The following is a 24,749-nucleotide window of genomic DNA, read 5'->3' as shown; positions in this document are numbered from 1 at the left end:
GCCGGCGGTGCGTCAACACCGCCGGCCGACCCGTCTGATGCGTAACCGTCATGTCTACTTGACCGTGTAACCGTTGACCTGCGCCTGGTTCTTGATCGCGGTCCCCCATTCGGGGAGCAGATCGACCAGGTTCTTGCCGCCGGCGATCGCGGGCGTGACCGTCTTGGCCCAGATGGCCTCCTGGCTGAAGACCCCGGAGCCCCATCCGGTCCAGATCGACGAGCCGGCCTTGACCAGGGCCTGCAGGTCGGTGGCGTAGTAGTTGCTCGACTCCTGCTTCTTGACCCACTTGTCCGCGGCCGGCGCGTAGGCCGGGAACCCGGGAGCGAGGTTCACCTGGTAGTCGTCGGCCGTCGTGACGAACTCGACGAACTTCTCGGCGGCCTTGAGGTTCTTCGAGTGGCTGCTGATGAACCAGGTGCCGCCGCCGACGTTGCCGGTCGCGGCGGTGTCACCCTGCCACGCCAGCGGCGGGGCGACGCCCAGCTGGCCGGCGGGCACCTTGAGCGACTGCGGGTTGTTGAAGATGGCGCCGGCGTACCAGGCCGGGCCGGGCATCAGGAGCACCTTGTCGGAGTACTTCTTCACGAACTCGGGCGTGAAGACGCTCACGTTGGGGACGGTGCCGTTCTTGATCAGTACGTCGAGCATCGACGCGACGCGCTTGCACTCCGGGCTGTCGGTGTTGACCGTCACCGTCTTGGGGCCGGTGATGCCATTCGCCTGGCACTTGCCGCTCCAGAAGTAGATTTCCGAAGCGAAGGAGTCTCCGACGGCGCCGACGATGTAACCGGGGTGCTCCTTGGCGACCTTCTCGCCGATCGCCTGGTACTCCTCCCACGTGGTGGGAACGGAGTAGCCGAACTTGTCGAGCAGGGTCTTGTTGTACCAGAGCACCACCTGGGCGAGGTCGTTGCGGAGGCAGTAGACCTTGCCCTCGACGGTGCACGGGTTCAGGGAGCCCTGAGTGAAGTTGTCGAGCGTGGTCTTCGGGACGAGCCCGCTGTTGAGGACGGCCGCGAACGCCTGCTTGCCGTTGCTCTTCTGGCTCGCCCAGGCCGCGTCGTTGTTCTGCGACGAGAACACGACGTCGGGCCAGCCGCTGTTCGCCCGGTCGAAGAGCTGAACCTTCGTCCGGAAGGAGTTGGACCCGTTGGCCGAGCCGTCGTAGGTGACGACGTTAAGCTTCACGTCAGGATTGGCCTTCTTGAAGGCGTCGACCGCACTCGACCGATCGGAGTCCACCCACACCGTGATCGTTGCCTTGTCGTCCTGCGTTTCCTGCGGGAACCCGTAGGTGCCCGCTGACGTGCCGCTGCTCCCACTGCAGCCGGCCAGCGTCAACGCGATGGCCAGCGCCCCCGCGCCGCTGAACGCGCGTGCCCATCGGCCAGTACGTCCGGCCTGTGTGATATCGACCATAGGGGTGTCCTTGTCTGGGCGGTCATGTTGACGTGCTGTTCATCGCGTCGAAATATAAGACCATACGTATGACGTCTGCAAGCGCTCCTGAAGTGCATGAGGAAAGTGAGGACGCCCGATGAAGGGTGCCGCCTACGTGGGCGAAGGACTCCTGAAGACCGTGTCGACGGATGTCGAGCCACCGGGTCCCGGCGAGCTCCAGATCGCCGTCGCCTACTGCGGCCTGTGCGGGACCGATCTGCATATCGTGCACGGCCACATGGACGCCCGGGTGCGGACGCCTCTCGTGTTCGGCCACGAGATGTCGGGCACCGTGGCGGCGGTCGGCGCGGGCGTTGAGGGCTGGCAGGTCGGCGACCCGCTGACCGTCATGCCGCTGGTCTGGGACGGCACCTGTTCCGCATGCCTCGCCGGCCATCAGCACATCTGCCAGAACCTGGAGTTCGTCGGCATCGACTCCCCCGGCGGACTGCAGCAGCGGTGGAATGTGCCCGCCTCGATCGCGGTGCCGCTCCCCGCCGACCTCGACCTGCGTACGGCCGCGCTCGTCGAGCCCGTCGCCGTGGCGGTCCACGATGTCCGGCGCTCGGAACTCCAGATCGGCGACCGCGCGGTCGTGCTCGGCGGCGGCCCCATCGGGGTGCTCATCGCCTCCGTCGCGCGCGACGCCGGGGCCCACGTCATGGTCGCCGAGGTCGACGCCACCCGCCGGAGCCTCATCGCCGGGCTGGGACTCGAGGTGGTCGACCCCTCGTCGGCCGATCTGCCCGCCGAAGTGGAGCGGTGGACCGGCGGCGTCGGCGCCGACGTGGTGTTCGAGGTGTCGGGCGCCGCCGCGGCGGCCCGTTCCACCACCGCGCTGGCGAAGGTCCGCGGGACGATCGTCGTCGTGGCCATCCACTCCGCGGCCCGCGAGATCGACCTGCAGCGCGTGTTCTGGCGGGAACTGCGCGTGCTCGGCGCCCGGGTCTACCAGCGGTCCGACTTCGACCGCGCCATCGACCTGCTCCGGCGCGGCCGCGTCCCCGCCGACGCCCTCATCACCGGTGTCGTCCCGCTCGAGGAGACCGCCTCGGCGATCGACGACCTCGGAGCGGGCCGGGCCATGAAGATCCTCGTGAACGTCGCCGGGGAGGCGCAGGCATGAGCGGCATGTTCGAACTCGACGGCAGGCTCGCGGTCGTCACCGGCGCGCGCCGGGGCATCGGCCGCGCCATGGCTGAGGCGCTCGCCGCGGCCGGCGCGGACATCATCGGGGTGAGCGCCCAGCTGACGGAGGACGACGAGGTCGCGAAGACGATCCTCGGGCTCGGCCGCGGCTTCGAGGCCCGGGCGGTGGACTTCGCCGACCGCGACGCCGTGCTCGCACTGGGCGCCGAGCTCGCCGAGCGGGCTCCTGACATCCTCATCAACAACGCGGGCACGATTGAACGCGCTCCGGCGGCGGAGCATCCGCTGGAGTGGTGGGACCGGGTCATCGAGGTCGACCTGTCCAGCCAGTTCGCCCTCACTCAGCTGATCGCCCGCCCGATGCTGGAGCGCGGCCGGGGCAAGATCGTGTTCACCGCGAGCATGCTGAGTTTCCAGGGCGGGATCAACGTGCCCGGCTACACCGCCGCGAAGTCGGGGATCGCCGGCCTCACCCGCGCGCTCGCCAACGAATGGGCCGGGCGAGGAGTGAACGTCAACGCCATCGCGCCGGGCTACATCGCGACCGACAACACGGCGGCGCTCCGCGACGACCCCGAACGGTCACGGTCGATTCTGGACCGGATCCCGGCCGGCCGCTGGGGCCAGGGCGACGACATCGCGGGAGCGACGGTCTTCCTCAGCTCGGCCGCGTCCGACTATGTCTCGGGCGCGATCATCCCGGTGGACGGCGGCTGGCTGGGGCGCTGACCGCGCCTCTTCCGGCCTGGTCGCCGACTGGGACACACCAAGGAAAGACGTACCAGGGAAACAAGAGCCGGGGGCACGGACGCAGTGTCCGTGCCCCCGGCGCTCTGGGGACATGTGGACGCCGGACCTCGTCAGGCCCGGGACCGTCCTACCGCTGCAGACGCACGGGGTCGGTCTGCCCGGTGCGGCGGACGAGCCAGGCTTCGGTTATGTGGGTGAACATCGCCTCGGAGGCGCCCGCCGGATCATGTGCGGCGATGCGTTCGTAGATGCGGCGGTGGCCCAGGTTGGACGCCACACACAGCGAGCGCTCCGTGCGGCCCGTATAGCGGGCGGTGTTGATGGCCTGGCTTTCGAGTGACCTGACGACGCCGCGGGCGATGCGGTTCCCGGACACCCGCATGATCGTGTCGTGGAAGGCGCGATCGTGGTCGGCGTACATCAGGGGGTCTTCCACGCACTCGTCCATGCGCTCGACCAGCGCGCGCAGCCGATCGACGGTCTCCTGGTCGGCCAGGCGCGCCGCGACGTTCGCCATGTCGGACTCGAGCAGCCGCCGGGTGACGACGAGGTCGTCGAGGGTCGACAGGGTCTCGTCTTCGGAGATCGCCGCGGCGAGGACGAGCTCGTCGAGCATGTCCCAGTTCACCGGCGGCATGACGATGGTGCCGAACCCCTGCCGGACCTGCACCAGCCCCTTCTCCTGGAGGATCTTCACCGCCTCGCGGACGACGGTCCGGCTCACCGAGAAGGTCTCACACAGGTCGGCCTCACGGGGCAGCGCGGACTCCGGCGGGTGCACTCCACGCACGATCCGCTCAACCAGCTCCGCAGTGACCGCCTTGGCGAGATTGGCCGGTCGTCGCGCCCAGACCGGGGGGGTGTTAGCGTTAACGGTCGCGTGCTGCGGTGCGGTCATGTTCCCTCCGGAAGGCCCGCCTCAGGCGGCGTCACGACTTGACTTTCAGTGTACGGCAACGTCTTGACGTCATACGTCATGCCATTTTGACCAGCAGCATGGTGGATTTTGGTCCCGGCCATGACGGCGGCCCCTGACCGTTCGAGCCGTTCTCCGTAAGAGAGCGCGGCGCCGCGCTTCGCTCGGATGCCGCCATGCCCCCTCGGTCGGCGTCTGTCATGTCCTCCCATGACTGGGAGTCTACGCGTTCCACGTATGACGTCATATGAGCCACGTCGCTAAATTCGCAGGTGTGGCGAGTCCCACGTTCGCCGGCGTCGCGGCGTGTCCTGCGTGTCCTGGTTGGCGCCGACGCCGGCGGCGCCAACCAGGCCGGCCGGACAGCGCGGCGTCCGGCCCTCGTCGATCAGCTGCGCAGGCTCCACTGCTGGTTGGTGCCGCCGTTGCAGGGCAGGAGGATGATCTTGGTGCCGTTGGCGGTGCCGGCGGCGTTGGCGTCCAGGCAGAGCCCGGACTGGACGCCGGTGACGGTGCCGTTGGAGTTGACGTTCCACTGCTGGTTGGCCTGGCCGTTGCAGTCCCAGATGATCACCTGGGTGCCGTTGCTCGTGCCCTGGCCGTTGGCGTCCAGGCACTTGTTGCCGTAGACCTGCAACTGCTTGCCGGAGGTGTAGGTCCAGCGCTGGTTGGTGCCACTCCCGCAGTCCCACAACTGCACCTGGGTGCCGTTGGTCGTGCTGCCGTTCGGCACGTCGACACACCGGCCGGACTGTCCGCCCACGATCTGCACGCCCTGCTGCGGGTTGCCACCGCCCGCAGGCGCGTAGCCGGCGGCGGCGATGTTGGCCTGAACGGCGTCCTCGGTGGCGGCCGTCGGGTAACCGGAGGTCAACACGCCCTCGAAGAAGGTGCCGCGGCCGGAGACGCTGTTGTCACCGCCGATACCGAGCAGGATGGCGCCTTCCTTCTTCATCGGGTTGTAGCCATTGGGGCGCCGTCCGTCGAAGTAGTTCGTCAGGCCGCCCGACTGCGCGTTCCCGCCCCGGATCGCCCAGTGGTTCGGCTCCCCCTTGACCATGGCCGTGACGAAACGGTGGTTGATCGACGCGAGGTTGTTGTAGCCCGCGTTCACCCCCGAGAAGAGTCCCCATTCCAGGTCGGCCATGATCCAGGGACCGGCTCCTGCTCCGTAGCCCCACTGCTTGTCGGCGCCGAAGTAGACGGTCTCCATGATCGCGGGGGAGTCGGCCTGCCCGTCCGTCTGCGCGTTGCCGTAGTCGAAGCAGCACCACTGGTTGTAGTGCGTGCCGTCGACGACGGCGTAGATGCCCTCGGGCTGGTCGCCGGTCGCGACGCCGTTGGTGTTGTTGTTGCGGTAGCCGGTGCCGGGCTCCACGCGGACGCCGTACGCCTTCTGGCCGCCGATGGTGATCGGGGCCGCGGTCGCGTCGGCGAGGTTGTCGTATCCGCCGGCGGCTGGGCCCTTCCAGTAGCCGGGCGGCGCCTGGGTGAGGCGGTTGTTGCGGCCGGACTGGTCGTAGAGGATGGTGATCACACAGGTCGTGCCGGCGCAGAAGGAGTCCTGCGCGGCGGCGTTGACGACGCCGCCCGCGCTCAGCACGCCGATGTCGCGGGTGGTGTTGTCGGACGAGCGCCTGACTTGGTAGAGCGGGCCGTTGTAGGCCGCGTACAGGGCACGCGTGGTGCTGTGCGCCGCGACACACGGCGTGCCCCCCGCCGCGTAGATGTCACACGGCTGCGACGTCGCGGCCTGAGCCGGGCCTATGCCGACCAGTCCGGCGGCCGCGACTAACGCCGTCGCACCGGCCGCCAGCGCCCGTCTCGCACTTCCGAGAAACACGATTCCTTCCTTTCCCACTCGATGTTAGCGATAACACCCTTTCCCTTCCGCTGGCGGCAGCCGATGGGCCGGGGCGAATGCGAGACGCCGGAACCTCGATCGGCAAGCGAAGCGAATCGATTAGTTGTTAGCGCTAACATATCCACGCGGCTCCCGCCTCGTGGCGTAGGTGGATTGTCGACGGTGATGCGGCGGAGCAAACCTGACGGGCGGACCTCCGTCAAGATCGGATATACGGCCCGGCCGGAGCGTCGGCTCCCCGGGACTCTCCTCACCTGCGCGGCAGGCAGCCGGCTCACACTCGTCTGGTCAGGGCCCCGTGAACGTTTCATCGCCGGTGTCCGTCGCGGCAGGCGGGACCGGGCGTCGTCCCGCCTCTCCACGAGAGCGCCTGGCATCACCATGCCGGAGCATCGTGCTCGAAACGATTCGAGATTCGGGCATCCCCAAGCCACTGCGAGGTCAGGTCTCGGTCTCGTCGTGCGGGCCCCCGACGGCCTTCGACTCGGGTGAGCCGCGCTGGCGCAGGTAGATCGACAGGACCACCATCGACAGCACGGCGAGAAACTCCGACTGCCAGTTCTGGAGCGTCCGGTTCCAGAAGTCGGCGGAGACGACGTAGTCCGACCAGCTCACCGGATCCTGCAGACGCGCGAGTTGACCGGCGTTGTAGTCGGCCGTGCCCGCCACTGACTGCGCCAGCCACGACAGAACGAAGATCACACCCATGACGAGCCCGAGGGAGTTGCTGTAGAGGAAGGGACGCAGTCCACCCGTTCGCACCGCGCCTGGGCTGTCCGGCCCGGCGTAGGGCCCCATCCGCTGGTCTCTTTCGCTCTCCGGCCCCTCGCGGCCCGGTGGCTTCGACTCGTGCGAGCCGCGCTGGACGAGCCAGGCCGTGACCAGGATGAACAGCAGGAACTGCAGATACTCCGACTGCCAGTTCTCGGCGACGTCCACGGCGAACGAGCTGGACGTGACGTAGGCGGGCCACGAGACCGGCGCGCCGCCGTCCGCGATCTGCCGCGCGTTGTAGTCGGCGTTGCCGGCGATCGACTGGGCGGCGAGCGCCAGCCCGAAGGTGGTCAGGAAGAAGAGGCTGAGCGCCTGATCCCGCACGAAACGTCTCATGCCGCCCCTCATCGACGCAGCAGCCCGACGACCATGATGTACGCCAGTCCGGCCGCGATGACGACGAGCGTGATCCCGAACATCACCCGCATGTCAGCCTCCCACCACGCACAGGTACGGCTCCTCCCCCCGGGCCCGGCACCCCGCGGCCCGCACTCGCCAGCCCTGGGGGAAGCTGTGCAGGAACACCGTGTCGCCGGTCAGGCGCACCTGTGCCTCACTCCCCCAGATCTGGACCGCCCGCACCGCCCCAGGCCGGCGCAACTTCACGATCGACTCGGCGCAGTCGTCCCCCGCCGCCGCCAGTTCCGCCACGGTCCGCGGGGCGAGGAGCGCGCACGCGGCTGCTCCCCGCCCTTCGCTGACCGCGTCGTAGAACCGCTTCACCACCGCGGCGACCCCGGCGTCCCGGGCGGACGAGCATCCCGCCGTCGCCGCGAGGAGCAGCGTCGCCGTCGCGATGGCCACGGCCCGGCCCGTCGCGTCTCGCCTGTTCACGGCGCGGCGGCCGGTACGGCACGCGGGCGCCTCTGCGGCTCCACCCGGCTCACGCGTCCAGCGCCGCGACGAGCTCTTCCTTCGTCATCGAGCTGTAGCCGTCGACGCCCTTCTCCTTGGCCTGCTCGACCAGTTCCTCCTTCATACGGCCCTTCGGTTTCGGCGGCCTCTCCAGTTCCCCGGCCTTCGCCCGGCTGAACACGCGGCCCAGCCGTACCAGCCGGTCGTCCGAGAGCGCCTTGGTCAGGGCGGGAAGGATCTCGCTCTCCTCCTCCTCGACGTGGTGGCCGACGGCCTTGACCAATCGCTCCAGCACCGTGAGGAATTCCGCCCGATCCGGGTCGACGCCCATGAGCTGGGCGAGGAGTTCCTCGGCCTCGTGATGCTCCTCGACGCCGTGGTGCACCTCTCCGCGCTCACCCGGAGCGGCCTTGGCCAGCTCGGGGTAGACCTCGGTCTCCTCGGCGCGGGCGTGCGCGACGAACTTCGCGGCCAGCTCGGCCAGCAGCGCGGGACGGTTCTCCGGCTGCGTCCTGAGCTTCTCGAAGAGCGCCTCTACGTCGCGGTGATCGGCGGTGATCAGGTCGACGACGGTCAATGTCATGAATGTCTCCTCAGGAACGGGCCTTGGCCGAAGCCCGGCGGTTCGCCTTCTTGATCGCCTCGACCAGCTCGGGCTTGGACATGGACGAGCGGCCCTGGACGTGCAGCCGCTTGGCCACGTCGTAGAGGTGCTGCTTGGAGGCGTTGGCGTCGACGCCCTCAGCGGTCTTGCCGGGCTTGGGCGTGCTCTTCGCGGCCTGGCTGTCGGAGGGGCCCTTCTTGCTCTTCGGCTCCCAGTGATCACCGACCTTCTCGAAGGAGTGCTTCAGGGCGGCGTTGGCCGTCCGGTGGGCGCGCTCGCCCTCGCCGTACTGCTCCACGGCGGAGTCGTGCGCCTTGATCCAGGTCTCCTGGGCCTTCTTCGGGGAGCGCCTCAGGGTGTCGGGAAGCTCCTGACGGGCAGGCATGACCTTCACCTTTCCTCGCGCTGATACCAACTCCCGTGCACCTACCCGCCGCCACCTCCTGAAACGTCCGGCGGCAGACGATCTCGCATGGCGGTGCCCGGCGGGGCCGTCCGGTCAGGGGGGGCCAACGACGCTCAACGGATCGGCCACGTCCGTTAGGCCCTCGGCCGCGGGGGCAGGGGCGCGACATGCCTGAGGAACCGAACCACACGCCGCCCGCGCAGGAGCAGAGCTACCCCGGCCACAGCGGGGAGATGGCTCCGGAGCCGCGGGACGAGATGCGCCATTACCAGGGCCGTGGTCTGCTCCGGGGCAGACGCGCGCTGATCACCGGGGGCGACTCGGGGATCGGCCGCGCCGTGGCCGTCGCCTTCGCCAAGGAGGGCGCCGACGTCGCGATCGCGTACCTGACCGAACACGAGGACGCCGAGCACACCCGCAAGCTGGTGGAGGAGACCGGACGGCGGTGCGTGCCGCTGCCCGGCGACCTGGCGGACGCCGCGCACTGCGCGGAGGTCGTCGAACGGACGGTGCGCGAGCTGGGCGGACTCGACGTGCTCGTCAACAACGTCGCCTACCAGGCGCCGGTCGAGTCACTGGACGATCTCGGCGACGAGCAGTGGCTGCACACCTTCGCGGTCAACATCCACAGCTACTTCAGGGTCACCAAGGCGGCCCTGCGGCACATGGGCGAGGGGTCGGCGATCGTCAACACGTCCTCGATCAACGGGCTGCGCGGCAACAAGACCCTGATCGACTATGCCGCCACAAAGGGCGCGATCAACGCCTTCACCTACTCCATGGCCCAGAACCTGGTGGAGAAGGGCATCCGGGTCAACGCGGTCGCCCCGGGACCGGTGTGGACACCGCTCATCCCGGCCACCTTCCCGGCGGAGAAGGTGGAGCAGTTCGGCAAGCAGGTGCCGATGAAACGCGCCGCCGATCCGGACGAGATCGCGCCGTCGTACGTCTTCTTCGCCTCGGAGCGGCTCTCGTCGTACTACACGGGCGAGGTGCTGGCCCCCATCGGGGGCGAGACCCTGCCCGGCTGACCCGGCGCGCGGACACCGGCGCTCCCGGGTCGCACCGGTGTCCGGAGGACGGCGATCAGCTGCCGGAGGGCCATCCCCAGGCGTGCCAGCTGTCGATCTCGATCCAGGCGCTCACCCGCGGCCGTTCCCGGTTCGCGTACGGGTCGCCGGTGTAGTGGACGGCGATCCGATCGATGTCCTCGAGGTTCTCGTCGTCCACCAGCGACACCACGCGGCCCTGCAGGCTGATGTGGCGATACCAGCTCTCGGAGTCGAGCACGGTCAGCGAGACCCGGGGGTCAGCCCGGAGGTGGTCGAGGCGCTTCCGGCCGGCGTCCATGTTGACCAGCGCCTTCCCGTCCTCCCACAGATACCAGGTGGCCACCGAGACGGGTGCGCCGTCCGGCCGCACGGTGGCGATGACGCAGGGATTCGGGCGGGCGAGCGCCGTGACGAGGTGCTCGGGCAGTTCTTCGCGGGACATGAGCGGGATGCCTTCCGTCGTATCGGGGCGATCAGGTTACCGACATGGCCGCCCAGGCGCGGTCAACGGCACGTGGCGGTGACCGTGCCGGCCGCCTCGACCGCCCGATCCGGATAGTTGTCGTAGAGCTGCAGGTCGATGGTGCCGTTCTTCGTCGGCCCGAACTCGATCGTGATCGTTCCGCCGCGATTGGCTCGCTGATTCACCGACACGTTGGCGCCGATACGGTGCTCGTCGAAATGTTCGCCGGGAAGGGTGTCCCACGCCTGGTAGGTGGCGTTCCTCGCGGTGATGACGTTCGAATTCGGAATGTGGATCCCGAAGGTGCACGTCTTGCCGGCTCCGGGATGGAAGACCCAGTTGGCCCCGTCGCCGCTGTCAGTCGTCTTGTGGATCAGGGCGGCTCCGCAGTTCCCGGTCGAGCCGCCGGGCAACGGCCGCCACGAGCCGCTGGTATTCAACGCCACCGCGTCACCCGTCGCGCAGGCCGGCCCGGACGTCGCTGTCCAGTCCCTCGGTAGCGCGCCGGGCGCGGCGCCGCGGATCCCGCCGATTTCTCCTCCTTCTGGCTCTCTCCCTGACGCGCTCGACGCCGCAGGGCCGGTCACCCGATCGGCGCCCGGCGCGAACAGTGAGAAGAGCAGCACGACGGCGGCCGCCCCGCTCAACAGGATTCCGGCTCCGAGCAGGCGGTGCCCGCCATGCCGCCGGCGCCCACCGCCTCCGTCCTGAGCGGAGTGATCCGCCGTGACCGGCACGAGTGAGTTCGTGGCCGCCGAGTGCTCCGCGGGTCGCCGCGCGGGAAGCCGGATTTGAACGGGGACCAGCTCGCCACTCCGATGTGAATCATCCGGCTCTTCCGCCAGGGCCGCCACCTCGGCGATCGCGCGGGACCAGCGTTCCCGCCACTGCGCCCAATCACCGCCACAGGCGAGCACGAAGTTCCTGGCCACCTTCTCCGAAGGGATCTGGTAGCCCGCCACGGCCGCGGCGAGAGTGCTCTTCGACACCTCGCACCGTCGCGCCATCTTCCAGAAGGGCGGTTCTCCGGCGGCGGCCCGCAGCGCCCGCAGCTCACACGCGAATTGTTCGACGGGCCCCGCGGCCGGATCCAGCACACGCATTCGCCGTCCCATGTCTTCCCTCCCATCTCCCTGGACAACTGGCCGTGACCTGGACAAATAGCTCGTCGCAAATTGTCCGGATCACTTCAGTTCGGACAAACAGGCAACTATGAAGATTTCACGGTTCCGGACACCCGCCTAGGCGAACTCAGCACCCACAGCGACTCTGGAGGAGTGAAATGCGTAATCGCGTCAAGGCATGCGTAATCGCGGGAGCGGTGGCGGTGGTCTGCACGATCGCGGTGCCGGCCGCCCAGGCGGCGGACGCGCGCCTCTGTCAGACGAGCACCTTCTACACCTGGTCGGGGCCCATTTACCAGGCATTCAACTTCAAGGGCCGGACGAGGACCTACATCGGCTCCACGCTGCGCGGAATCTACTCCTGGCAGGAGGTCGACTACTACATGAGCACGCCGATCGGCCAGAGGGACTTCACGCAGACCTGCCCGAACTACTGAGCCACTCACGGACACCACACTCGAAGGGAAAGACGGGCAATCATGCCGATAAAGCGATACGCCGTAACGCTGGCGGTCATCACACTCGCCGCCCTTGTCCCCACGGTGGACGCCGGAGCGGCTTCGACGGCCGGCTCCGCCGTCACCCGGGCCGTCACCCGGGCCGCCGCCCCGCCTCGCGCGATACCGACGTCGGGCACGTTCAGCCTGTACAACTGGAAATCCTCGCTGTGTCTGGGCATCAACGCCAGAGGAGGGGCCGGCCAGTGGCCCTGCACCGGCAAATCCGACCAGACCTGGCACTGGGGTGCCTATCAGCCGGCCGACTCGGGATACCGGCAACTCGTGAACGGCGCCAACCAGTGTCTCGGGGTGATGGGCGCGAGCACGGCGGAGGGAACGCAGCTCAACGCCGCCGAATGCGCGGGTGCCTCCAGGCCGGAGCAGTACTGGTGGGTGAACCCGGTGGCGCCGATCACCGGAGGCCACGCGCTGACGGTGTGGAACTACAAGACCGACGCGGTCATCGCGGTGAGCGGCGGATCCCTCTCGAACGGTGCGCCCGTCGTCCAGTATCACTGCATCTGCTCCTCCGATCAGTACTGGTACGGCCAGTGACGAACGGCGGTCGTCCACCGGCCGCGGATCGGTAGCTGAACGATCGCGTCTCTCCTGAGGGGCGTAGGAGCGGCCGGGCTCCTACGCCCCTTCCCGCGCGCGGAGCGCCTCCCGGCCTTACCCGAGCACGAGCACGTCGTAGTAGTCGAGCCGGTCGACGGTCACCCTCAGAGCGCCGCCGCCGCAGGAGAAGGACGGCGACTTCGAGCCCGCGAAGTCGGGCGAGACCATGGTGACCCGGGCCGGGCAGGAGCCCACGTCGGCCGTGACGCTGAATCCGGTCTGGGGCCGGATCCCCTGGTCGTAGTTGTGGTTGACCAGATGGAGCGTGCGCGCGCCCGTGCCGCCCTGCACCAGCAGGCTCCCCGCGACGTCGCTCACCCCGACGTCGACGGCGGTGTCCGTGGCGGCGTTGTCGTGGTAGAGCGATCGGTGGTCCTTGTAGAACTGCGTGTACGTCCGGAAGAAGTCCAGCAGCCCCAGCTGCTCCGCGGTCGGGTCGCCCACGGTGTCCTTCAGGTGGAAGGCGGGGTAGAGGCCGTTGGCGTAGGCCTCGGCGCCGAAGATCCGCCAGTAGTCCTTCTGCTCGGCGGTCGGCAGGTTCAGGTACGCCGTCATCATGTCGGTCGGCCAGTCGATGAACACCACCACCGGCACGTCGCCCGCGATCCGCCCGCTGGTCTTCTTCAGGTACCGGTAGTTGGCCCGCAGCGACTTGGCCCCGTTGAGGTGCCCGTTCACCACCGGCACGTAGTCGGCGCCCCTGCCGTCGGGCGTCTGCTCGTCGGGGTTCCAGGGGTACATGCCGACGCTGTTGAAGTCCACGTACGGCAGGAGCCCGTTGGAGGTGACGTAGACCTGGTGGTGGACGGTGCGCGTCGCGTAGTCGCGTACGTCGTCCACCATCTGCTTCCAGTAGCGCCGCAGGTAGGTGCCGGTGAACGAGGTGTCGTCGGCGTACAACCGGTTGCCGGTCACCTTCCCCCAGTCCCGCGCCAGCGGGTTCGCGGCGTTCAGCGGGTCGGTGTTCCAGCCGTTGGCCCGCAGGTAGGTGCGGTAGTTGAAGTTCCCGGCGAGGTCGTCGGCCGGAACGTCGCCGCGGATCAGGTTGTCGTCCGTCATCCCGAAGCGGCTCTTCCAGTCGGCGGCCGTGAAGTCCGGGTACTTCTCCAGCAGGTACCGGTTGAAGTCGGCGATGGTGTAGTCGTCGAAGCCCTCGTTCCCGTTCCAGTTGTGGACGATGCCTCCGCTGAATCCGCCGGGCACCTCGTCGAAGAAGAGGCCGTCCACGCCGCCGTCGATCTGGCTCTTGGCCCAGTCGACCAGATACCGGCGATACTCCGGGTTGAACAGGTTGCCCCGGCGCGCGCCCGGCACGACCTCCTCGTGCGGCACCGGCTGGTTGTCCGCGTCACGGGTCGACATGTCGTCGAAGGTCGCGTCGCTGGCGAATTCCTCGCGGAAGATGACGCTGGCCGTGCCACCGCCGATGAAGGTGGTTCCCTGCCCGTGGTAGCGCCCGATCTGGGCGAAGTTGTAGTCGGACGCCTCGTCGCCGTGGGTCGACCACTTCTGGAAGGCACGGATGTTGATGTCGGGGTCGAGCCGGTAGATCTGCGGATCCTCCTCGTTCACACCCACGTCCGACTGGCTGAACGCGTAGACGGCGAAGCCGGCCGGAGGGTGGGTGTCGGGCTGCGACCCGCCCGGCTCCGTGCCCCACACCAGCGATCCGCCGACGTAGACGGCGACGTGGTCCCACTCCGCCGCCGTTGTCTTCGTCCCGTCGTAGGAGTAGTCGTCACCCTGGTCGAACATGCTCCAGTCAGACTTGGCGACCCGCCCCTGGATCTCGCCGGTGCTCTGACCCGCGCCGAGGTTCCCCGCCCCGGCGGTGAAACCGAGTTCGAGATAGGTGTCGGCGCCGGTGACCGGGCCGGTCGTCTTCACGAACCTGGCCGTGACGTTGCCGCAGCCCTTCGGCGTGTAGTCGCAGTAGTACCTGGGTGTGACGGTCCCGTCCGCGGTGAACCAGTAGCGGACCGTCACGGTGTTCAGCGGGATCGCCGTGGATCCGGTGTTCGTCAGGTCGATCAACGGGCCGATCTGGTTGCTGGCCGTCCCGTAGTAGGTGTGGTAACGCAGCCTGATCGCGTCCGTCGCGGCGGCGGCCGGGTGCGCCGGGGCCATGAGCGCGAGGGTGCACAGCGACGCCAGGGCGCACAACGATGACCGCGGTAATCCGAATCTCCGTGACATCCTGGTACCTCCACTGGGCCGGCAGCCGGCGATCTTCTCGGGGGCATGGTCTCCAGACGTCGCCCGTGCGAGCAATGATCGATTCCCTGCGGCGCTGGGAGGCGATGCGCCGCATCCGGTGAGCAGAGCGAGTGCGCGGCTGCGCCGTGACGCCCGATGAAGATTTCACGACAACGCGGCCCTCCGCGCCGTCGGCCGTGAGGGGCTCCGAACGGTTCCCTAACTCACCCGATAGCGATTATCCAAATACCCTGTGTTACGGTTCGATCGTCATTTAGCGCCCTGATACGCGACATTGGGTACCACGTTGCCATGACATCCCAGCCGAAGCTCGATCCGCTCGACGTCGCCTGGAGAACGTGCGGCGTCTCGGCCGAATGCCTGGGCGCCGCCTGGGAGCCGTATGACCGGTGTCTCGCACATCTCGGCCCGGCGGAGGTGGAGAGCGTCCTGCGGGGACTGGTCCCCGGCCAGGGCATCGATCTGCGCGGCACCACCCTGGCGGAAGACCTGCTCACCCGCGTCCTGGAAGGCATGGAGCGGCGCCTGGGCAGAGCGCGGTTCGACCGCGCGGTCTTCACCGGGCCGGCGCGCTTCGGCGAAGCCGTCTTCGCCGGTGACGCGACCTTCGAGCACGCCCGGTTCGACCACCTCGCCTCGTTCTTCGGCACGAGCTTCACCGGAAACGTGTCCTTCGGTGAGGCCCGGTTTCATCGCCAGCTCTCCCTGCACGGCGCCCGAGTCCGTGGTCATGGGCGTTTCGACCGCATTCGGGTCGGCGGTGACGCCCTTTTCAGCGAGGCCCGGTTCGACCGGGACACCTCGTTCCGCGGGGCCGACTTCCGTGGGTTCGCCGCGTTCGACGGTACGGCGTTCGCCGGTGATGTCGGCTTCCGCGGTGCCGGCTTCCGCGGTGCCGGTTTCCGCCGGGCCGTCTCCTTTCGCGCGTCGGCCGTCGGGAGAAGCGCCGCGTTCGACGGCCTGCGCTTCCACGGGCCTGCCTATCTCGGCCCGATGCTGGTCGGGCGGCGCCTGTCGCTCGCGGACGTCCGCGCCGGCGGCCCGCTGCACGTCCACACCGGCGACTGCCGGGTGACCCTGCGCGCCGCGGTCGTCACCGGCCCGTTCACCGCGCGGCTGTCCGCCGCGGACATCGACCTGCGGGACGCGACGCTCACGGCGCCGTCGGTCGTCACCCGTGGCGGGGGACGGGTGCGCATCACGTCACTCGATGACCTCGACGCCGGCGCGCTCACCCTCAACGGCGCCGATCTTCGTACCTGCGGTCTCGGCGGGCTCCGCCGGCCCGAGGGGTTACGCCTGTCGGACTGCCTGTTCGCGACCACCCCCGCCGGGGTCAGGTGGCGGCTCGGGTGGCCTCCCGTCCGGTGGTGGACCCGCCGCGTCGTCCTCGCCGACGAGCACCTCTGGCGGGGCTGGTCGCCGAGCGAGGTGGCGGCGGGCGGCCCGCCTACCAGGCGGCCGGTCGACGCCGGCTGGCTCGCGGCCCTGTACGAGCGGGTGCGGCCGGGCGTGGGCGACGCGAAGACCTCAGCCGACTTCGCGTTCGCCGCGATGGAGATGCGGCGGCTGAGCAGCCCCCGCGTGCGGGCCAGGATGCTGCTGTCCGTCTACTGGCTGGCCTGCGGGTACGGCCTGCGCGCCGGACGGGCGATCGGCTGGCTCACGCTCGTCGCCGCACTGGCGGCGGGCACGCTCTACTGGGCGGCGGGCACGCGCCCGGCGAGACATTGGGTCGGCCCGCACTCCCGCGTCGCCGTCGTGCGTTCGAAGCCGCCGGTCTCCCCGGCTCCGCGAGCGCTGCACAGATGAGCACTCGCTCTCACCGGCGGCCTGGCGCCGGAAGGACGAGCGCGCGTTCTCACTGGAGTTCATTCTCACTGAAGTTCATGAATCCTCCCTGAGGCCGGCGGCGACGCGGCGAGCAGGCGCGCGGCCTCGATCACCGTCTCGCGGCGGCGGGCCAGGGCGGCCTCGTCGGTCTCCTCATTCAGGACAATGCGGCACATCCTGGGCACCGCGAAGTTCCAGGCGATCAGTCCCATGAGAGTGAACAGCAGATCCTGGGCGGCGCGAACGCGCGCGTGATCCGGAAGATGGCAGGCGATGCCCCCGTCCATGAGATGCCGGACCTTCTCATGGAAGCCCTCCCGGCGCTCCCGCTCAGATTCGCCGGGTTCGTCGCACGCCTCCAGCGCCTCCCACAGCAGCAGCCTGACCAGTTCCGGGTGTTCCTGGTACCAGTCGAAGACCTGGCCGACCGACTCGGCCACCGCGTCCGGATCGATGGAGACGGAGGCGCGGAGCTCCTCCAGCTTGGCCCGGAGGATGACGGCGAAAAGCTTCTCCTTGCCGCCGTAATAGAGGTAGATGGCCTGCTTGTTGGCCCTGGCTGCCGTCGCGATCCGCTCGACTCTGGCCCCCGCCAGGCCGTGTTCGGCGAACTCGGCGGCGGCGGCGTCGAAGATCCGCCGTCTGGTGTCCTCCGCGTCATAGGCCATGAGGGAATTGAACCATCCGGTTGACTCCTCTCCGTCCGGGACGGCAGTATCGACCACGAATAAAAAAACCGGATGGTTTAATTCATCGGAGGGCCTCCATGAGCTCCACGCTTCCCGTCCCCGTTCGTCCGCCGCTTCCGCACGCCCTCTCCGGCACGACCGCCGTACTCATCGGCGGCAGCTCGGGCATCGGGCTGGCCGCGGGCGTCCTGCTCCGTTCGGTCGGCGCCCGCGTCGTACTGGTCGGCCGCGACCGCGACCGGCTGCAGGCCGCTGTCTCCCAGGTGCGGCGCGCGAGCCCGGCCGGGGATACCGACGACGCCGTGCTGGGCGTTCCCGGCGACGGCGGGGACGAGCGAACTCTCGCAGAGGTCTTCGACCGGGCCGGCCAGGTCGATCACGTGTTCGTCACCGCGGGCGGGCTCAGCGGCGTCGGTCCTGTGACGGGCCTTTCGGCCGGCGACATCCGGGCGACCTTCGACTCCCGTCTGGGTGCGGCCTTCGCCGCGGCCCGGGCGGCGGCCACCCGGCTCTCCCCGGGAGGCTCGCTCACGTTCAGCTCCGGGATCCTCGTGGTCCGCCCCCTTCCCGGCATGAGCGCCCCGCTGTCGGTCGCCGGTGCCGTGGAGACCCTCACCAAGGCCCTCGCCGTCGAGCTCGCCCCCGCCCGGCTGCGCGTGAACGCCGTCCGATTCGGCCAGATAGACACCCCGCTGCTGCGGTCACGCTCGGGGCTCGACTCCGACGACGCCATCGCCGCCGCCGGCTCGACCGTCCCCCTCGGCCGCATCGGCACCGCCGAGGAGGCCGCCGCCTCGGCGCTCTTCCTCATGGCCAACAACTACATCACCGGCCAGGTCATCACCGTCGACGGCGGCGCGACCCTCACCTGATCACCCATCGGAGAATCACGCGCCGGGGTCCGGCCCCGGTAAATCAGGCGGCCTGAGCCGGGGCGGGAGCGTGCACGGCCTGCAGGACACGTTGGTGGGTCAGCCAGCCGACCGGCGCCGTCCGCCGCTCGTCGAGGACCGGCAGGCCGGTGCCCGGTGCGGAGACCAGGATCGACAGCGCCTGCAGAATGGTCATGTCCGCCGTGATGGGGGACGGCAGCTCCGTGAGATCGTCGACGGTCAGCCGGCGTGTCTCTTCCTCGGTGAGCGCCTCGGCCGCGGCACGCGCGGTTATGGTGCCGCGATAGGTCCCGTCCGCTCCGACGACCGGCAGGGCACCGTGCGGCGACCGCGACAGGATCGGCACGGCGTCGCCCACGGGCATCGAGGCGGGCAACGGGCTGGGAAGGGCCTCCACGACCTCCCGTACGGGGACGGTCGCGAACGGCCCGTGCTCCGCACGGGCGTCGAGATCGATGCCGCGGCGGCGGAGTTTGAGCGTGTAGATGCTGTCCTTGCTCAGGACCCGGGCGGTCAGCGTCGCGAGCACGATGGCGAGCATCAGAGGCAGGATGATGCTGTACTCGCCGGTCAGCTCGAACAGCACCACGACGGCCGTGATCGGCGCGCGCGACGCCGCGGCGAAGACCGCGCCCATGCCGACCAGCGCGTACGCTCCCGAAGCCCCGGACACCCCCGGGGTGACGAGATGCTGGAGGCCCACCCCGTAGGCGGCACCGAGCATCGCGCCGATGAACAGGCTCGGGGCGAACACCCCGCCCGAGCCCCCGATGCCGATCGTCAGGCTCGTCGCGAGGATCTTGCCGACCAGCAGCGCGAGCAGGAAACCGACGACGTATCGGCCGTCGACCGCGTTCTCCAGCACGGGGTAGCCCACGCCGTACAGCTGCGGCAGGACCAGCAGGACTCCCCCGAGCACCACGCCACCGGCCGCGGGCCGCAACCACTCCGGCCCCCGCCAGACCTTGTCGCACAGATCCTCGATGCGGTACAGCACGCCGCTGAAGGCCGTCCCGGCCACGCCGGCGAGCAGACCGAGGCCGGCGAACATCAGATACTGCACCGGGTGGTCGACGTGGAAGGCGGGCAGCCGCAGAAACGGCGCGTCCCCCAGGGCGGAACGGCCGACGACACTGGCGGTCACGCTCGACAGGACGACGAACCCGAACGACTCGACGGTGAAGTCGCGCAGGATCAGCTCCATCGCGAAGAACACACCGGCCAGCGGCGCGTTGAACGTCGCCGCGATGCCTCCCGCCGCCCCGCAGGCGACGAGGCTGCGCATCCGGCCCTCGGGCACCCTCAACAGCCGACCGGCCGTCGAGCCCAGTGCCGCGCCGATCTGCACGATGGGACCCTCGCGCCCCACCGACCCGCCCGAACCGATGCACAGCGCGCTGGCCAGCGCCTTGATCACCGTCACCCGCGGTGGTATCCGGCCGTCGCGCTGCGCCACCGCGTACATGACCTCGGGCACCCCGTGTCCCCGCGCCTCACGGGCGAACCGGTCCACCAGGGGGCCGTACAGCGCCCCGCCGATCGAGGGAGCGACGAGCACGAACCACACGCCCAGCCACGGCACGCGCGGGTTGCCGAGGGCCGTGGCGGCGGAGTAGTCGGCGTGGCCGGAGAACAGCTCTGTGAAGGTGTTGACCAGCCAGCGGAACACGACGGCCCCGAGCCCCGCACCACACCCCACCACGAATGCCAGAGCCATGAGACCCCACTGGGCCTCGCGGATCCACGTGACGAAGCCTGGTCGCCAACGAATCTTCCGGAGCGCAGGCATCACCATTGCAGTATGCAATAGTTTGGCGGTATATCCAATTTGGCCCACGGGGCCGTATGCGCCTGGCGTCACAGAGCCCACGGCACCAACCGCCCGAGCCGCCCGGAACACTCCGCTCCGCGCGCCGGCCGGTCCGGGGCGCCGGGCGGGCTCTACAGCCATCCGCGGTCGTCGGCGACGCGGACCGCGCCCATCCGGTTCTGCGCGCCTGTCTTGGCGATCGCCGCCGACAGGTAGTTCCGCACGGTCCCTTCGGACAGATAGAGCTTCGCGGCGATCTCGGCGACGGTGCCGCCGGAGCGGGCCGCGTTCAGCACGTCGCGTTCCCGTCCGGTCAACGGGGAGTCGCCCGCCGCCAGGGTCGCCGCCGCGAGCACGGGGTCCACGACGCGTTCGCCACGCATGACCCGGCGGACGGCGTCAGCCAGGGCCTCGGGCGGTGCGTCCTTGACGACGAAGCCGACGGCGCCCGCGGTCATGGCCCGCCGCAGGTAGCCGGCGCGTCCGAAGGTGGTGAGGATGATCACGCGGCACTGCGGCACCTGCGCGGTGAGCACCGCGGCCGCGGCGAGGCCGTCGAGGCCGGGCATCTCGATGTCGAGCAGGGCCACGTCGGGACGGTGGACGCGGGCCGCGTCGACGACCTTGTCGCCCCGATCCACCGAGGCCACGACCTCGAAGTCGTTTTCCAGGTCGAGCAGCGCGGACAGGGCCGCGCGGATCAGGTCCTGGTCGTCGGCGAGCAGCAGCCGGATGGTCATACCGCGTTGTCTCCTGTCGTGGCGAAAGTCACCTCAGGATCCGCCCGGCCGAGGGTGACGCGCAATCGCCAGCCGCAGGGGTCTGCCGGGCCGGCCTGCACCGTCCCCCCGGCGGCTGCGACTCTCTCCCGCAGCCCGATCAGGCCGTTGCCGTTGGGCGCGGCGGCCCCCGTCCCGTCATCGACGATCTCCACGCCGAGCCGTGAGAGGGTCACCGTGCACCGGGTGGCTCGGGCGTGACGCACGACGTTGGTGATGCCCTCCCGCACGATCCAGCCGAACAGTTCCTGGTGGGCGGGCTCGACCAGGTCGGCGGCCGTGGGCAGGTCGGCGACGACGCCGGCCGCGCGCAGCAGTTCCCGGCCGCGGGCGAGTTCACCGGCGAGGGTCACCTCGTTGTAGCCGGACACGGCGGCCCGCACGTCGGTGAGCGCCTGGCGGGCCAGCCCCTCGACGGCGGCGATCTCCTCGACGGCGCGGGGCGATCCGCTCGTGGCGAGGCGGCGGGCCAGACCGCTCTTGACGGTGATGACGGTCAGCGAGTGGCCGAGCAGGTCGTGCAGGTCCCGGGAGATCCGGGCCCGTTCGGCCTCCGAGGCCAGCCGGGCGACCTCGGCACGAGCCTCAAGCAGGGCACGGTTACTGATGGCGATCTCGGAGAAGCCGACCACCGTCAGGCCGGTGAAAACGATCATGACCGCCTGGGTCCAGCCGAACCCGAGATGCCAGGGACGCACCGCCCAGGGCACCACCAGCGCCGCGAAGGCGCCGCCCGCGATGATCGGCACCAGGTATCGGCGCCGTATCATCGCGGCCAGGGAGACCACGACGACGCCCAGATAGAAGGCGAAGTCACGGGCGATGGGCAACTCCGCCGCGAACAGCACGGTCATGAGCCCGAGCAGCGTCCACACCCAGGTCGGCCGGTTCCGCGCGAAGGCCAGGCCGGCCAGCACGTACGCGGCGCAGAAGACGGCCACGATGGCATACCCGACGATCGCCGTGACGCCGTTCGCGTATTCGGCCACGCCGGAGGCGGCCACGGCCGGGAAGACCAGCATTCCGGTCGCGAGGAAGGTGCGTCGCCAGCCCTGGGCCCATCGCTGCGGATCGCCGTCCGGCATGCCTGTCACCTGGTTTCCCTCTGCCGCCCGCCATGCCCGGCCGGCGGTGCTGACCACGGCATGGTAGACGGCGTTCCTGTGTGTGGTGTGTGCGGATGGCGGGGCTCACGCGGTGGCGAACACCGAGCGCAGGTGCCGCCCGTAGGCCGTCGCGACCACGCCGAGCAGCAGCAGTCCGCAGGCGGCCTGTTCCAGCTTCATCCACACGGGGAACATGCCGGGCAGCGCGATGATCACCACGATCGCGGTCACCATGACCGCGGCGATGACGCGCAATCTGCGGTACGCGCCACGGGAGCCACGCGCCGCGCGGACCGCGAAGGCGTACGTGAACGCCGCGCTGACCGTCACGATGGTGCCGCGGACCCAGACGGCGGAGTTGACCATGGTCGTGTCGTCGCGCAGCAGAGCGACGACCATCAGGGTCAGCACGCTGAGCGCGAGGTATCCACCGGTGAGCATCCGGATGGTGGTGAACGCCTTACGGCTACGGGGGTCGGCGAGGCCGGTGCTGGAGGTGTCTGTCATGCCCACGATCGTCGCCGCGAGCACCGGCACCGGGGCAGTGTGATCACACCTCGTTCGTCCATGACATTCGTCAGACTCAGCCTGGATGCACCACGTCATTTCTCTGACCGGTTTCCGGTCCGATTCCTCTACGAGGAGACCGTTTCGCCAGGTGACGGCGCTGTCTTCGGGCGTGGAAGGGTCGCCGCGCGCGTCGCGGCTTGTCCACTGGGGGTGGGCTCGGAGGCGGGGCTTGGTGCGCGGGTGCGCGGGCGACCGTCGGGGTGCCGGCGAAGACTTGCTCGACGATCGCATGATCACGGTGCCGCTCTTCGCCGACGCGCGGCGGTGATCGACTCGGCCACGAACGAGATCTGGCGGACGTTTCCCCACCTCAGGCAGCGCAGGAAAGAGCCGAGTGTGGACGGGGCGCGGATGCCGGTAAACAGCTTGTCCATGCCGCCGTGCCGCAACGCGTCCAGATCGGCGATGGAGTCGGCCCCGGCGGTCATCCGGCCACGATCGAGCCGATTTTCGCGGCCGCGTTGACACCGAGCCGGTCGGCGATGGCCACCTGCTCGTCCACGAGCCCGCCATGACGCCCTTCTACGCGTGGAGCGCGGGGTGGCTGGATCTCTACTCGATGGCGTCCTTCCTGTCGATCCTCCTGGGGGTGGCCGCGGGTTCAGCGGGCGTCCTCACGGTGGTCAAACTGCGAGGGCCCGCACGGGGACCTGCCTGAACGCGGCCTCGAGTATGTGGTCGATTTCATTAGACTGAACGACGTGCCGACCCGAGCCGAGCAGCGCCGTCAGACCGAGGACCGCATCCTGGCCGCCGCTCGCAAGATCTTCGCCGAGCGGGGCTACGACCGCACGACCATTCGCGCGATCGCAACCTCCGCCCGCACCGACCCGGGCCTCGTCATGCGGTATTACGGCAGCAAGCAGGCACTCTTCGCGTACGTGACCCGAGCGGAGCGGGAGACGGAGCGCGAGAACGCGCCCCCGGCGGACCCGCGAGCGGTGCCCGAATTCCTGATCACCGCGCTGCGCGCCAAGCTGACCGACGAGCCGGTCGAGTTCCTGGCGATGCTGCGCTCAATGCTCACCCACCCCGAGTCGGCCCGCGATGTGTGCGACACCTTGAACGAGCTGCAGCGACAGGCCGCGGCGGCCCTGCCGGGCGACGACGCCGCCCTTCGCGTCGGCCTGGGCGGAGCCCTCATGATCGGGACGATCATCGGCCGTTACATAATGGAGCTCGACGGTCTCCAGGACGCGCCCGTCGACGCGATCATCGAACGGCTGCGCCCGGCCTTCGAGGCGCTGCTCACCTCTTGACCCCCTTCCTCCGGCGGCGGCAAATCACCGGCGTCGACGTCGCAGAGCCATGCCCTCCCCCGGGCGGCGTCTCGCGTGCGGCTCAGCCGCAGTTCCCCCAGGTGTATCGGCCGCTCAGGAACGTGTCGACGACGCCGTCGTACTGGACACACTTGTCGGTCGCGTTGGCCTTCACCGCGGCGTAGTACTTGTAGTCGTTGCCCTGGGTCTTCCAGGAACCGCCCTGCACCAGCAGGCCCGCGTGCACCCAGGTCGCCGTTCCGATGTGCACCGCCTTGATCGTGGTCACGCAGTTGTCGCCGGTCGCGCTGTTGTACATCAGGTAGACGTCGCCCACCTTGGCACCCTTGCTGTCGCTGATCGTCCGGTGCCCGTCGGTCGTGGAGGCCCAACTGCCGCCGAAGTCGTTGTTGCAGGCTTGCGCCGGCGTGTAGGGGTTGGTCGCGGCCTGGGCCGGAGAACCGGCCAGCGCCGCCACCGCGGCCGCCGACACGCCCAGAACGACCAGTCGTCGAGCGAACTTGCGCATTTCTACTCCCCTGTTTTCGCGTGAGATCCGCGCCTTGATCGTCTGCCTTCGAGCCGAACACGCCCCCTGCCGATGCGTTTGGTGAGTCGAAGAATGGCTCGTCGTCCGCATGAGGGCCCGAGTTCGATCGGAGCGGACGGAAAGAGCACCGGCACTGAGACGTCGAGTTCGACGGGCGCCTGTGCTCTTCCGCCTGAATCGTCGCGTGTACGGACTCAGCCGCAGTTGCCCCACGTGTAGCGGCCGGCCGCGTAGTATTCGACGTCGCCGTCGTACTGGACGCACTTGTCGGTCGCGTTGGCCTTCACCGCGGCGTAGTACTTGTAGTTTCCGTTCTGGGTCTTCCAGGAACCGCCCTGCACCAGCAGGCCCGCGTACACGTGCGTCGCCGTGCCGACGTCCACCGCCTTGATGGTGGCCACGCAGTTGTCGCCGGTCGCGCTGTTGTACATCAGGTAGACGTCGCCCATCTTGGCGCCGCTCAGGTTGTTGATCGTCCGGTGTCCGTCGGTCGTAGAGGCCCAGTTGCCGCCGAAGTCGTTGTTG

General features: G+C 69.3%; 25 protein-coding genes and 2 pseudogenes. 9 read left to right on the top strand and 18 right to left on the bottom strand.

Annotation, left to right across the window (positions count from 1 at the left end; translation table 11 throughout):
* Positions 1 to 54 precede the first annotated feature (54 nt).
* Positions 55 to 1,422 carry an ABC transporter substrate-binding protein gene (locus JOL79_RS33030; protein WP_210159866.1) on the bottom strand — a complete coding sequence of 456 codons (1,368 nt, stop codon included), beginning with the start codon at positions 1,420 to 1,422 and terminating at the stop codon, positions 55 to 57.
* A 118-nt stretch (positions 1,423 to 1,540) separates the two neighbouring features.
* Between JOL79_RS33030 and JOL79_RS33025 the strand changes: the two genes are divergently transcribed.
* Together JOL79_RS33025 and JOL79_RS33020 are read left to right on the top strand one after the other, a co-directional pair.
* The gene (locus JOL79_RS33025; RefSeq protein WP_210159865.1) at positions 1,541 to 2,569 is read left to right on the top strand and encodes a zinc-dependent alcohol dehydrogenase; all 1,029 of its coding nucleotides are present in this window, start codon (positions 1,541 to 1,543) and stop codon (positions 2,567 to 2,569) included.
* Positions 2,566 to 3,321 (top strand): SDR family oxidoreductase, encoded by a 756-nt coding sequence (locus JOL79_RS33020; protein WP_210159864.1) that lies wholly within the window; start codon positions 2,566 to 2,568, stop codon positions 3,319 to 3,321. Before JOL79_RS33025 ends, JOL79_RS33020 begins: the two co-directional genes overlap by 4 nt.
* Positions 3,322 to 3,469: 148 nt before the next feature.
* Here JOL79_RS33020 and JOL79_RS33015 read toward each other — a convergent pair whose 3' ends face one another.
* The 6 genes from JOL79_RS33015 to JOL79_RS32990 all read right to left on the bottom strand — a co-directional run bounded on the left by JOL79_RS33015 (position 3,470) and on the right by JOL79_RS32990 (position 8,740).
* Positions 3,470 to 4,240 (bottom strand): FadR/GntR family transcriptional regulator, encoded by a 771-nt coding sequence (locus tag JOL79_RS33015; RefSeq protein ID WP_210159863.1) that lies wholly within the window; start codon positions 4,238 to 4,240, stop codon positions 3,470 to 3,472.
* Between the two features lie 406 nt (positions 4,241 to 4,646).
* Positions 4,647 to 6,101, bottom strand: coding sequence for an arabinofuranosidase catalytic domain-containing protein (locus JOL79_RS34760; protein ID WP_307848862.1), 1,455 nt, complete (start codon positions 6,099 to 6,101; stop codon positions 4,647 to 4,649).
* 462 nt (positions 6,102 to 6,563) lie between these two features.
* Complete coding sequence (locus JOL79_RS33005) at positions 6,564 to 7,232, bottom strand: DUF6766 family protein (protein WP_210159862.1); 669 nt, start codon at positions 7,230 to 7,232, stop codon at positions 6,564 to 6,566.
* Positions 7,233 to 7,325: 93 nt separating this feature from the next.
* Positions 7,326 to 7,730 (bottom strand): hypothetical protein, encoded by a 405-nt coding sequence (locus JOL79_RS33000; RefSeq protein WP_210159861.1) that lies wholly within the window; start codon positions 7,728 to 7,730, stop codon positions 7,326 to 7,328.
* Between the two features lie 49 nt (positions 7,731 to 7,779).
* The gene (locus JOL79_RS32995; RefSeq protein WP_210159860.1) at positions 7,780 to 8,334 is read right to left on the bottom strand and encodes a hemerythrin domain-containing protein; all 555 of its coding nucleotides are present in this window, start codon (positions 8,332 to 8,334) and stop codon (positions 7,780 to 7,782) included.
* Positions 8,335 to 8,344: 10 nt separating this feature from the next.
* Complete coding sequence (locus tag JOL79_RS32990; protein WP_210159859.1) at positions 8,345 to 8,740, bottom strand: ChaB family protein; 396 nt, start codon at positions 8,738 to 8,740, stop codon at positions 8,345 to 8,347.
* 188 nt (positions 8,741 to 8,928) lie between these two features.
* On the opposite strand from JOL79_RS32990, the gene JOL79_RS32985 reads away from it, so the two are divergent.
* Positions 8,929 to 9,792, top strand: coding sequence for an SDR family oxidoreductase (locus JOL79_RS32985; protein WP_210159858.1), 864 nt, complete (start codon positions 8,929 to 8,931; stop codon positions 9,790 to 9,792).
* A 55-nt stretch (positions 9,793 to 9,847) separates the two neighbouring features.
* Here JOL79_RS32985 and JOL79_RS32980 read toward each other — a convergent pair whose 3' ends face one another.
* Together JOL79_RS32980 and JOL79_RS32975 are read right to left on the bottom strand one after the other, a co-directional pair.
* Positions 9,848 to 10,255 (bottom strand): PPOX class F420-dependent oxidoreductase, encoded by a 408-nt coding sequence (locus tag JOL79_RS32980; protein WP_210159857.1) that lies wholly within the window; start codon positions 10,253 to 10,255, stop codon positions 9,848 to 9,850.
* Between the two features lie 62 nt (positions 10,256 to 10,317).
* Positions 10,318 to 11,379: a hypothetical protein gene (locus tag JOL79_RS32975; protein WP_210159856.1), complete on the bottom strand. Its 1,062-nt coding sequence runs from the start codon at positions 11,377 to 11,379 to the stop codon at positions 10,318 to 10,320.
* A 179-nt stretch (positions 11,380 to 11,558) separates the two neighbouring features.
* Between JOL79_RS32975 and JOL79_RS32970 the strand changes: the two genes are divergently transcribed.
* On the top strand, positions 11,559 to 11,837 hold the full coding sequence (locus JOL79_RS32970; protein ID WP_210159855.1) for a hypothetical protein: 279 nt from the start codon (positions 11,559 to 11,561) through the stop codon (positions 11,835 to 11,837).
* Between the two features lie 42 nt (positions 11,838 to 11,879).
* Entirely contained in the window at positions 11,880 to 12,455 is a 576-nt protein-coding gene (locus tag JOL79_RS32965) for an RICIN domain-containing protein (protein WP_210159854.1), read from the top strand.
* Between the two features lie 117 nt (positions 12,456 to 12,572).
* On the opposite strand, the gene JOL79_RS32960 is transcribed toward JOL79_RS32965, so the two are convergent.
* Positions 12,573 to 14,645: a cellulose binding domain-containing protein gene (locus tag JOL79_RS32960; RefSeq protein ID WP_210159853.1), complete on the bottom strand. Its 2,073-nt coding sequence runs from the start codon at positions 14,643 to 14,645 to the stop codon at positions 12,573 to 12,575.
* Between the two features lie 381 nt (positions 14,646 to 15,026).
* Between JOL79_RS32960 and JOL79_RS32955 the strand changes: the two genes are divergently transcribed.
* Positions 15,027 to 16,547, top strand: coding sequence for a pentapeptide repeat-containing protein (locus tag JOL79_RS32955; RefSeq protein ID WP_210159852.1), 1,521 nt, complete (start codon positions 15,027 to 15,029; stop codon positions 16,545 to 16,547).
* Between the two features lie 65 nt (positions 16,548 to 16,612).
* Here JOL79_RS32955 and JOL79_RS32950 read toward each other — a convergent pair whose 3' ends face one another.
* Positions 16,613 to 17,236, bottom strand: coding sequence for a TetR/AcrR family transcriptional regulator (locus JOL79_RS32950; protein WP_210159851.1), 624 nt, complete (start codon positions 17,234 to 17,236; stop codon positions 16,613 to 16,615).
* A gap of 98 nt (positions 17,237 to 17,334) precedes the next feature.
* Here JOL79_RS32950 and JOL79_RS32945 point away from each other — a divergent pair, with 98 nt between their 5' ends.
* Complete coding sequence (locus tag JOL79_RS32945; protein ID WP_210159850.1) at positions 17,335 to 18,129, top strand: SDR family oxidoreductase; 795 nt, start codon at positions 17,335 to 17,337, stop codon at positions 18,127 to 18,129.
* 43 nt (positions 18,130 to 18,172) lie between these two features.
* On the opposite strand, the gene JOL79_RS32940 is transcribed toward JOL79_RS32945, so the two are convergent.
* From JOL79_RS32940 to JOL79_RS32920, 5 genes and pseudogenes are all read right to left on the bottom strand, one after another.
* Positions 18,173 to 19,867, bottom strand: a complete 1,695-nt coding sequence (locus JOL79_RS32940) for a chloride channel protein (protein ID WP_230985938.1) — start codon at positions 19,865 to 19,867, stop codon at positions 18,173 to 18,175.
* 224 nt (positions 19,868 to 20,091) lie between these two features.
* Positions 20,092 to 20,700 carry a response regulator transcription factor gene (locus JOL79_RS32935; protein WP_210159848.1) on the bottom strand — a complete coding sequence of 203 codons (609 nt, stop codon included), beginning with the start codon at positions 20,698 to 20,700 and terminating at the stop codon, positions 20,092 to 20,094.
* Positions 20,697 to 21,824 carry a sensor histidine kinase gene (locus JOL79_RS32930; RefSeq protein ID WP_210159877.1) on the bottom strand — a complete coding sequence of 376 codons (1,128 nt, stop codon included), beginning with the start codon at positions 21,822 to 21,824 and terminating at the stop codon, positions 20,697 to 20,699. The genes JOL79_RS32935 and JOL79_RS32930 overlap by 4 nt, the downstream gene beginning before the upstream one ends.
* A 105-nt stretch (positions 21,825 to 21,929) precedes the next feature.
* Positions 21,930 to 22,382, bottom strand: a complete 453-nt coding sequence (locus tag JOL79_RS32925; RefSeq protein ID WP_307848860.1) for a hypothetical protein — start codon at positions 22,380 to 22,382, stop codon at positions 21,930 to 21,932.
* Between the two features lie 308 nt (positions 22,383 to 22,690).
* Positions 22,691 to 22,884: pseudogene (locus tag JOL79_RS32920) on the bottom strand (IS1380 family transposase); the annotation flags it as partial.
* 42 nt (positions 22,885 to 22,926) lie between these two features.
* Here JOL79_RS32920 and JOL79_RS32915 point away from each other — a divergent pair.
* Together JOL79_RS32915 and JOL79_RS32910 are read left to right on the top strand one after the other, a co-directional pair.
* Complete coding sequence (locus tag JOL79_RS32915) at positions 22,927 to 23,073, top strand: hypothetical protein (RefSeq protein ID WP_210159846.1); 147 nt, start codon at positions 22,927 to 22,929, stop codon at positions 23,071 to 23,073.
* A 43-nt stretch (positions 23,074 to 23,116) separates the two neighbouring features.
* A complete protein-coding gene (locus tag JOL79_RS32910; protein ID WP_210159845.1) occupies positions 23,117 to 23,674 on the top strand; it encodes a TetR/AcrR family transcriptional regulator in 558 nt (185 codons plus the stop codon).
* Between the two features lie 82 nt (positions 23,675 to 23,756).
* Here the strand turns inward: JOL79_RS32910 and JOL79_RS32905 are convergent, their stop codons facing one another.
* On the bottom strand, positions 23,757 to 24,203 hold the full coding sequence (locus JOL79_RS32905; protein ID WP_210159844.1) for a hypothetical protein: 447 nt from the start codon (positions 24,201 to 24,203) through the stop codon (positions 23,757 to 23,759).
* A 215-nt stretch (positions 24,204 to 24,418) separates the two neighbouring features.
* A pseudogene (locus tag JOL79_RS32900) lies at positions 24,419 to 24,749 on the bottom strand (M23 family peptidase); the annotation flags it as partial.

The organism is Microbispora oryzae (assembly GCF_017896165.1).
Taxonomy (GTDB): domain Bacteria; phylum Actinomycetota; class Actinomycetes; order Streptosporangiales; family Streptosporangiaceae; genus Microbispora; species Microbispora oryzae.
Note: the sequence above shows the minus strand (reverse complement) of the source record. Positions and strands in the feature narration are given on the sequence as shown.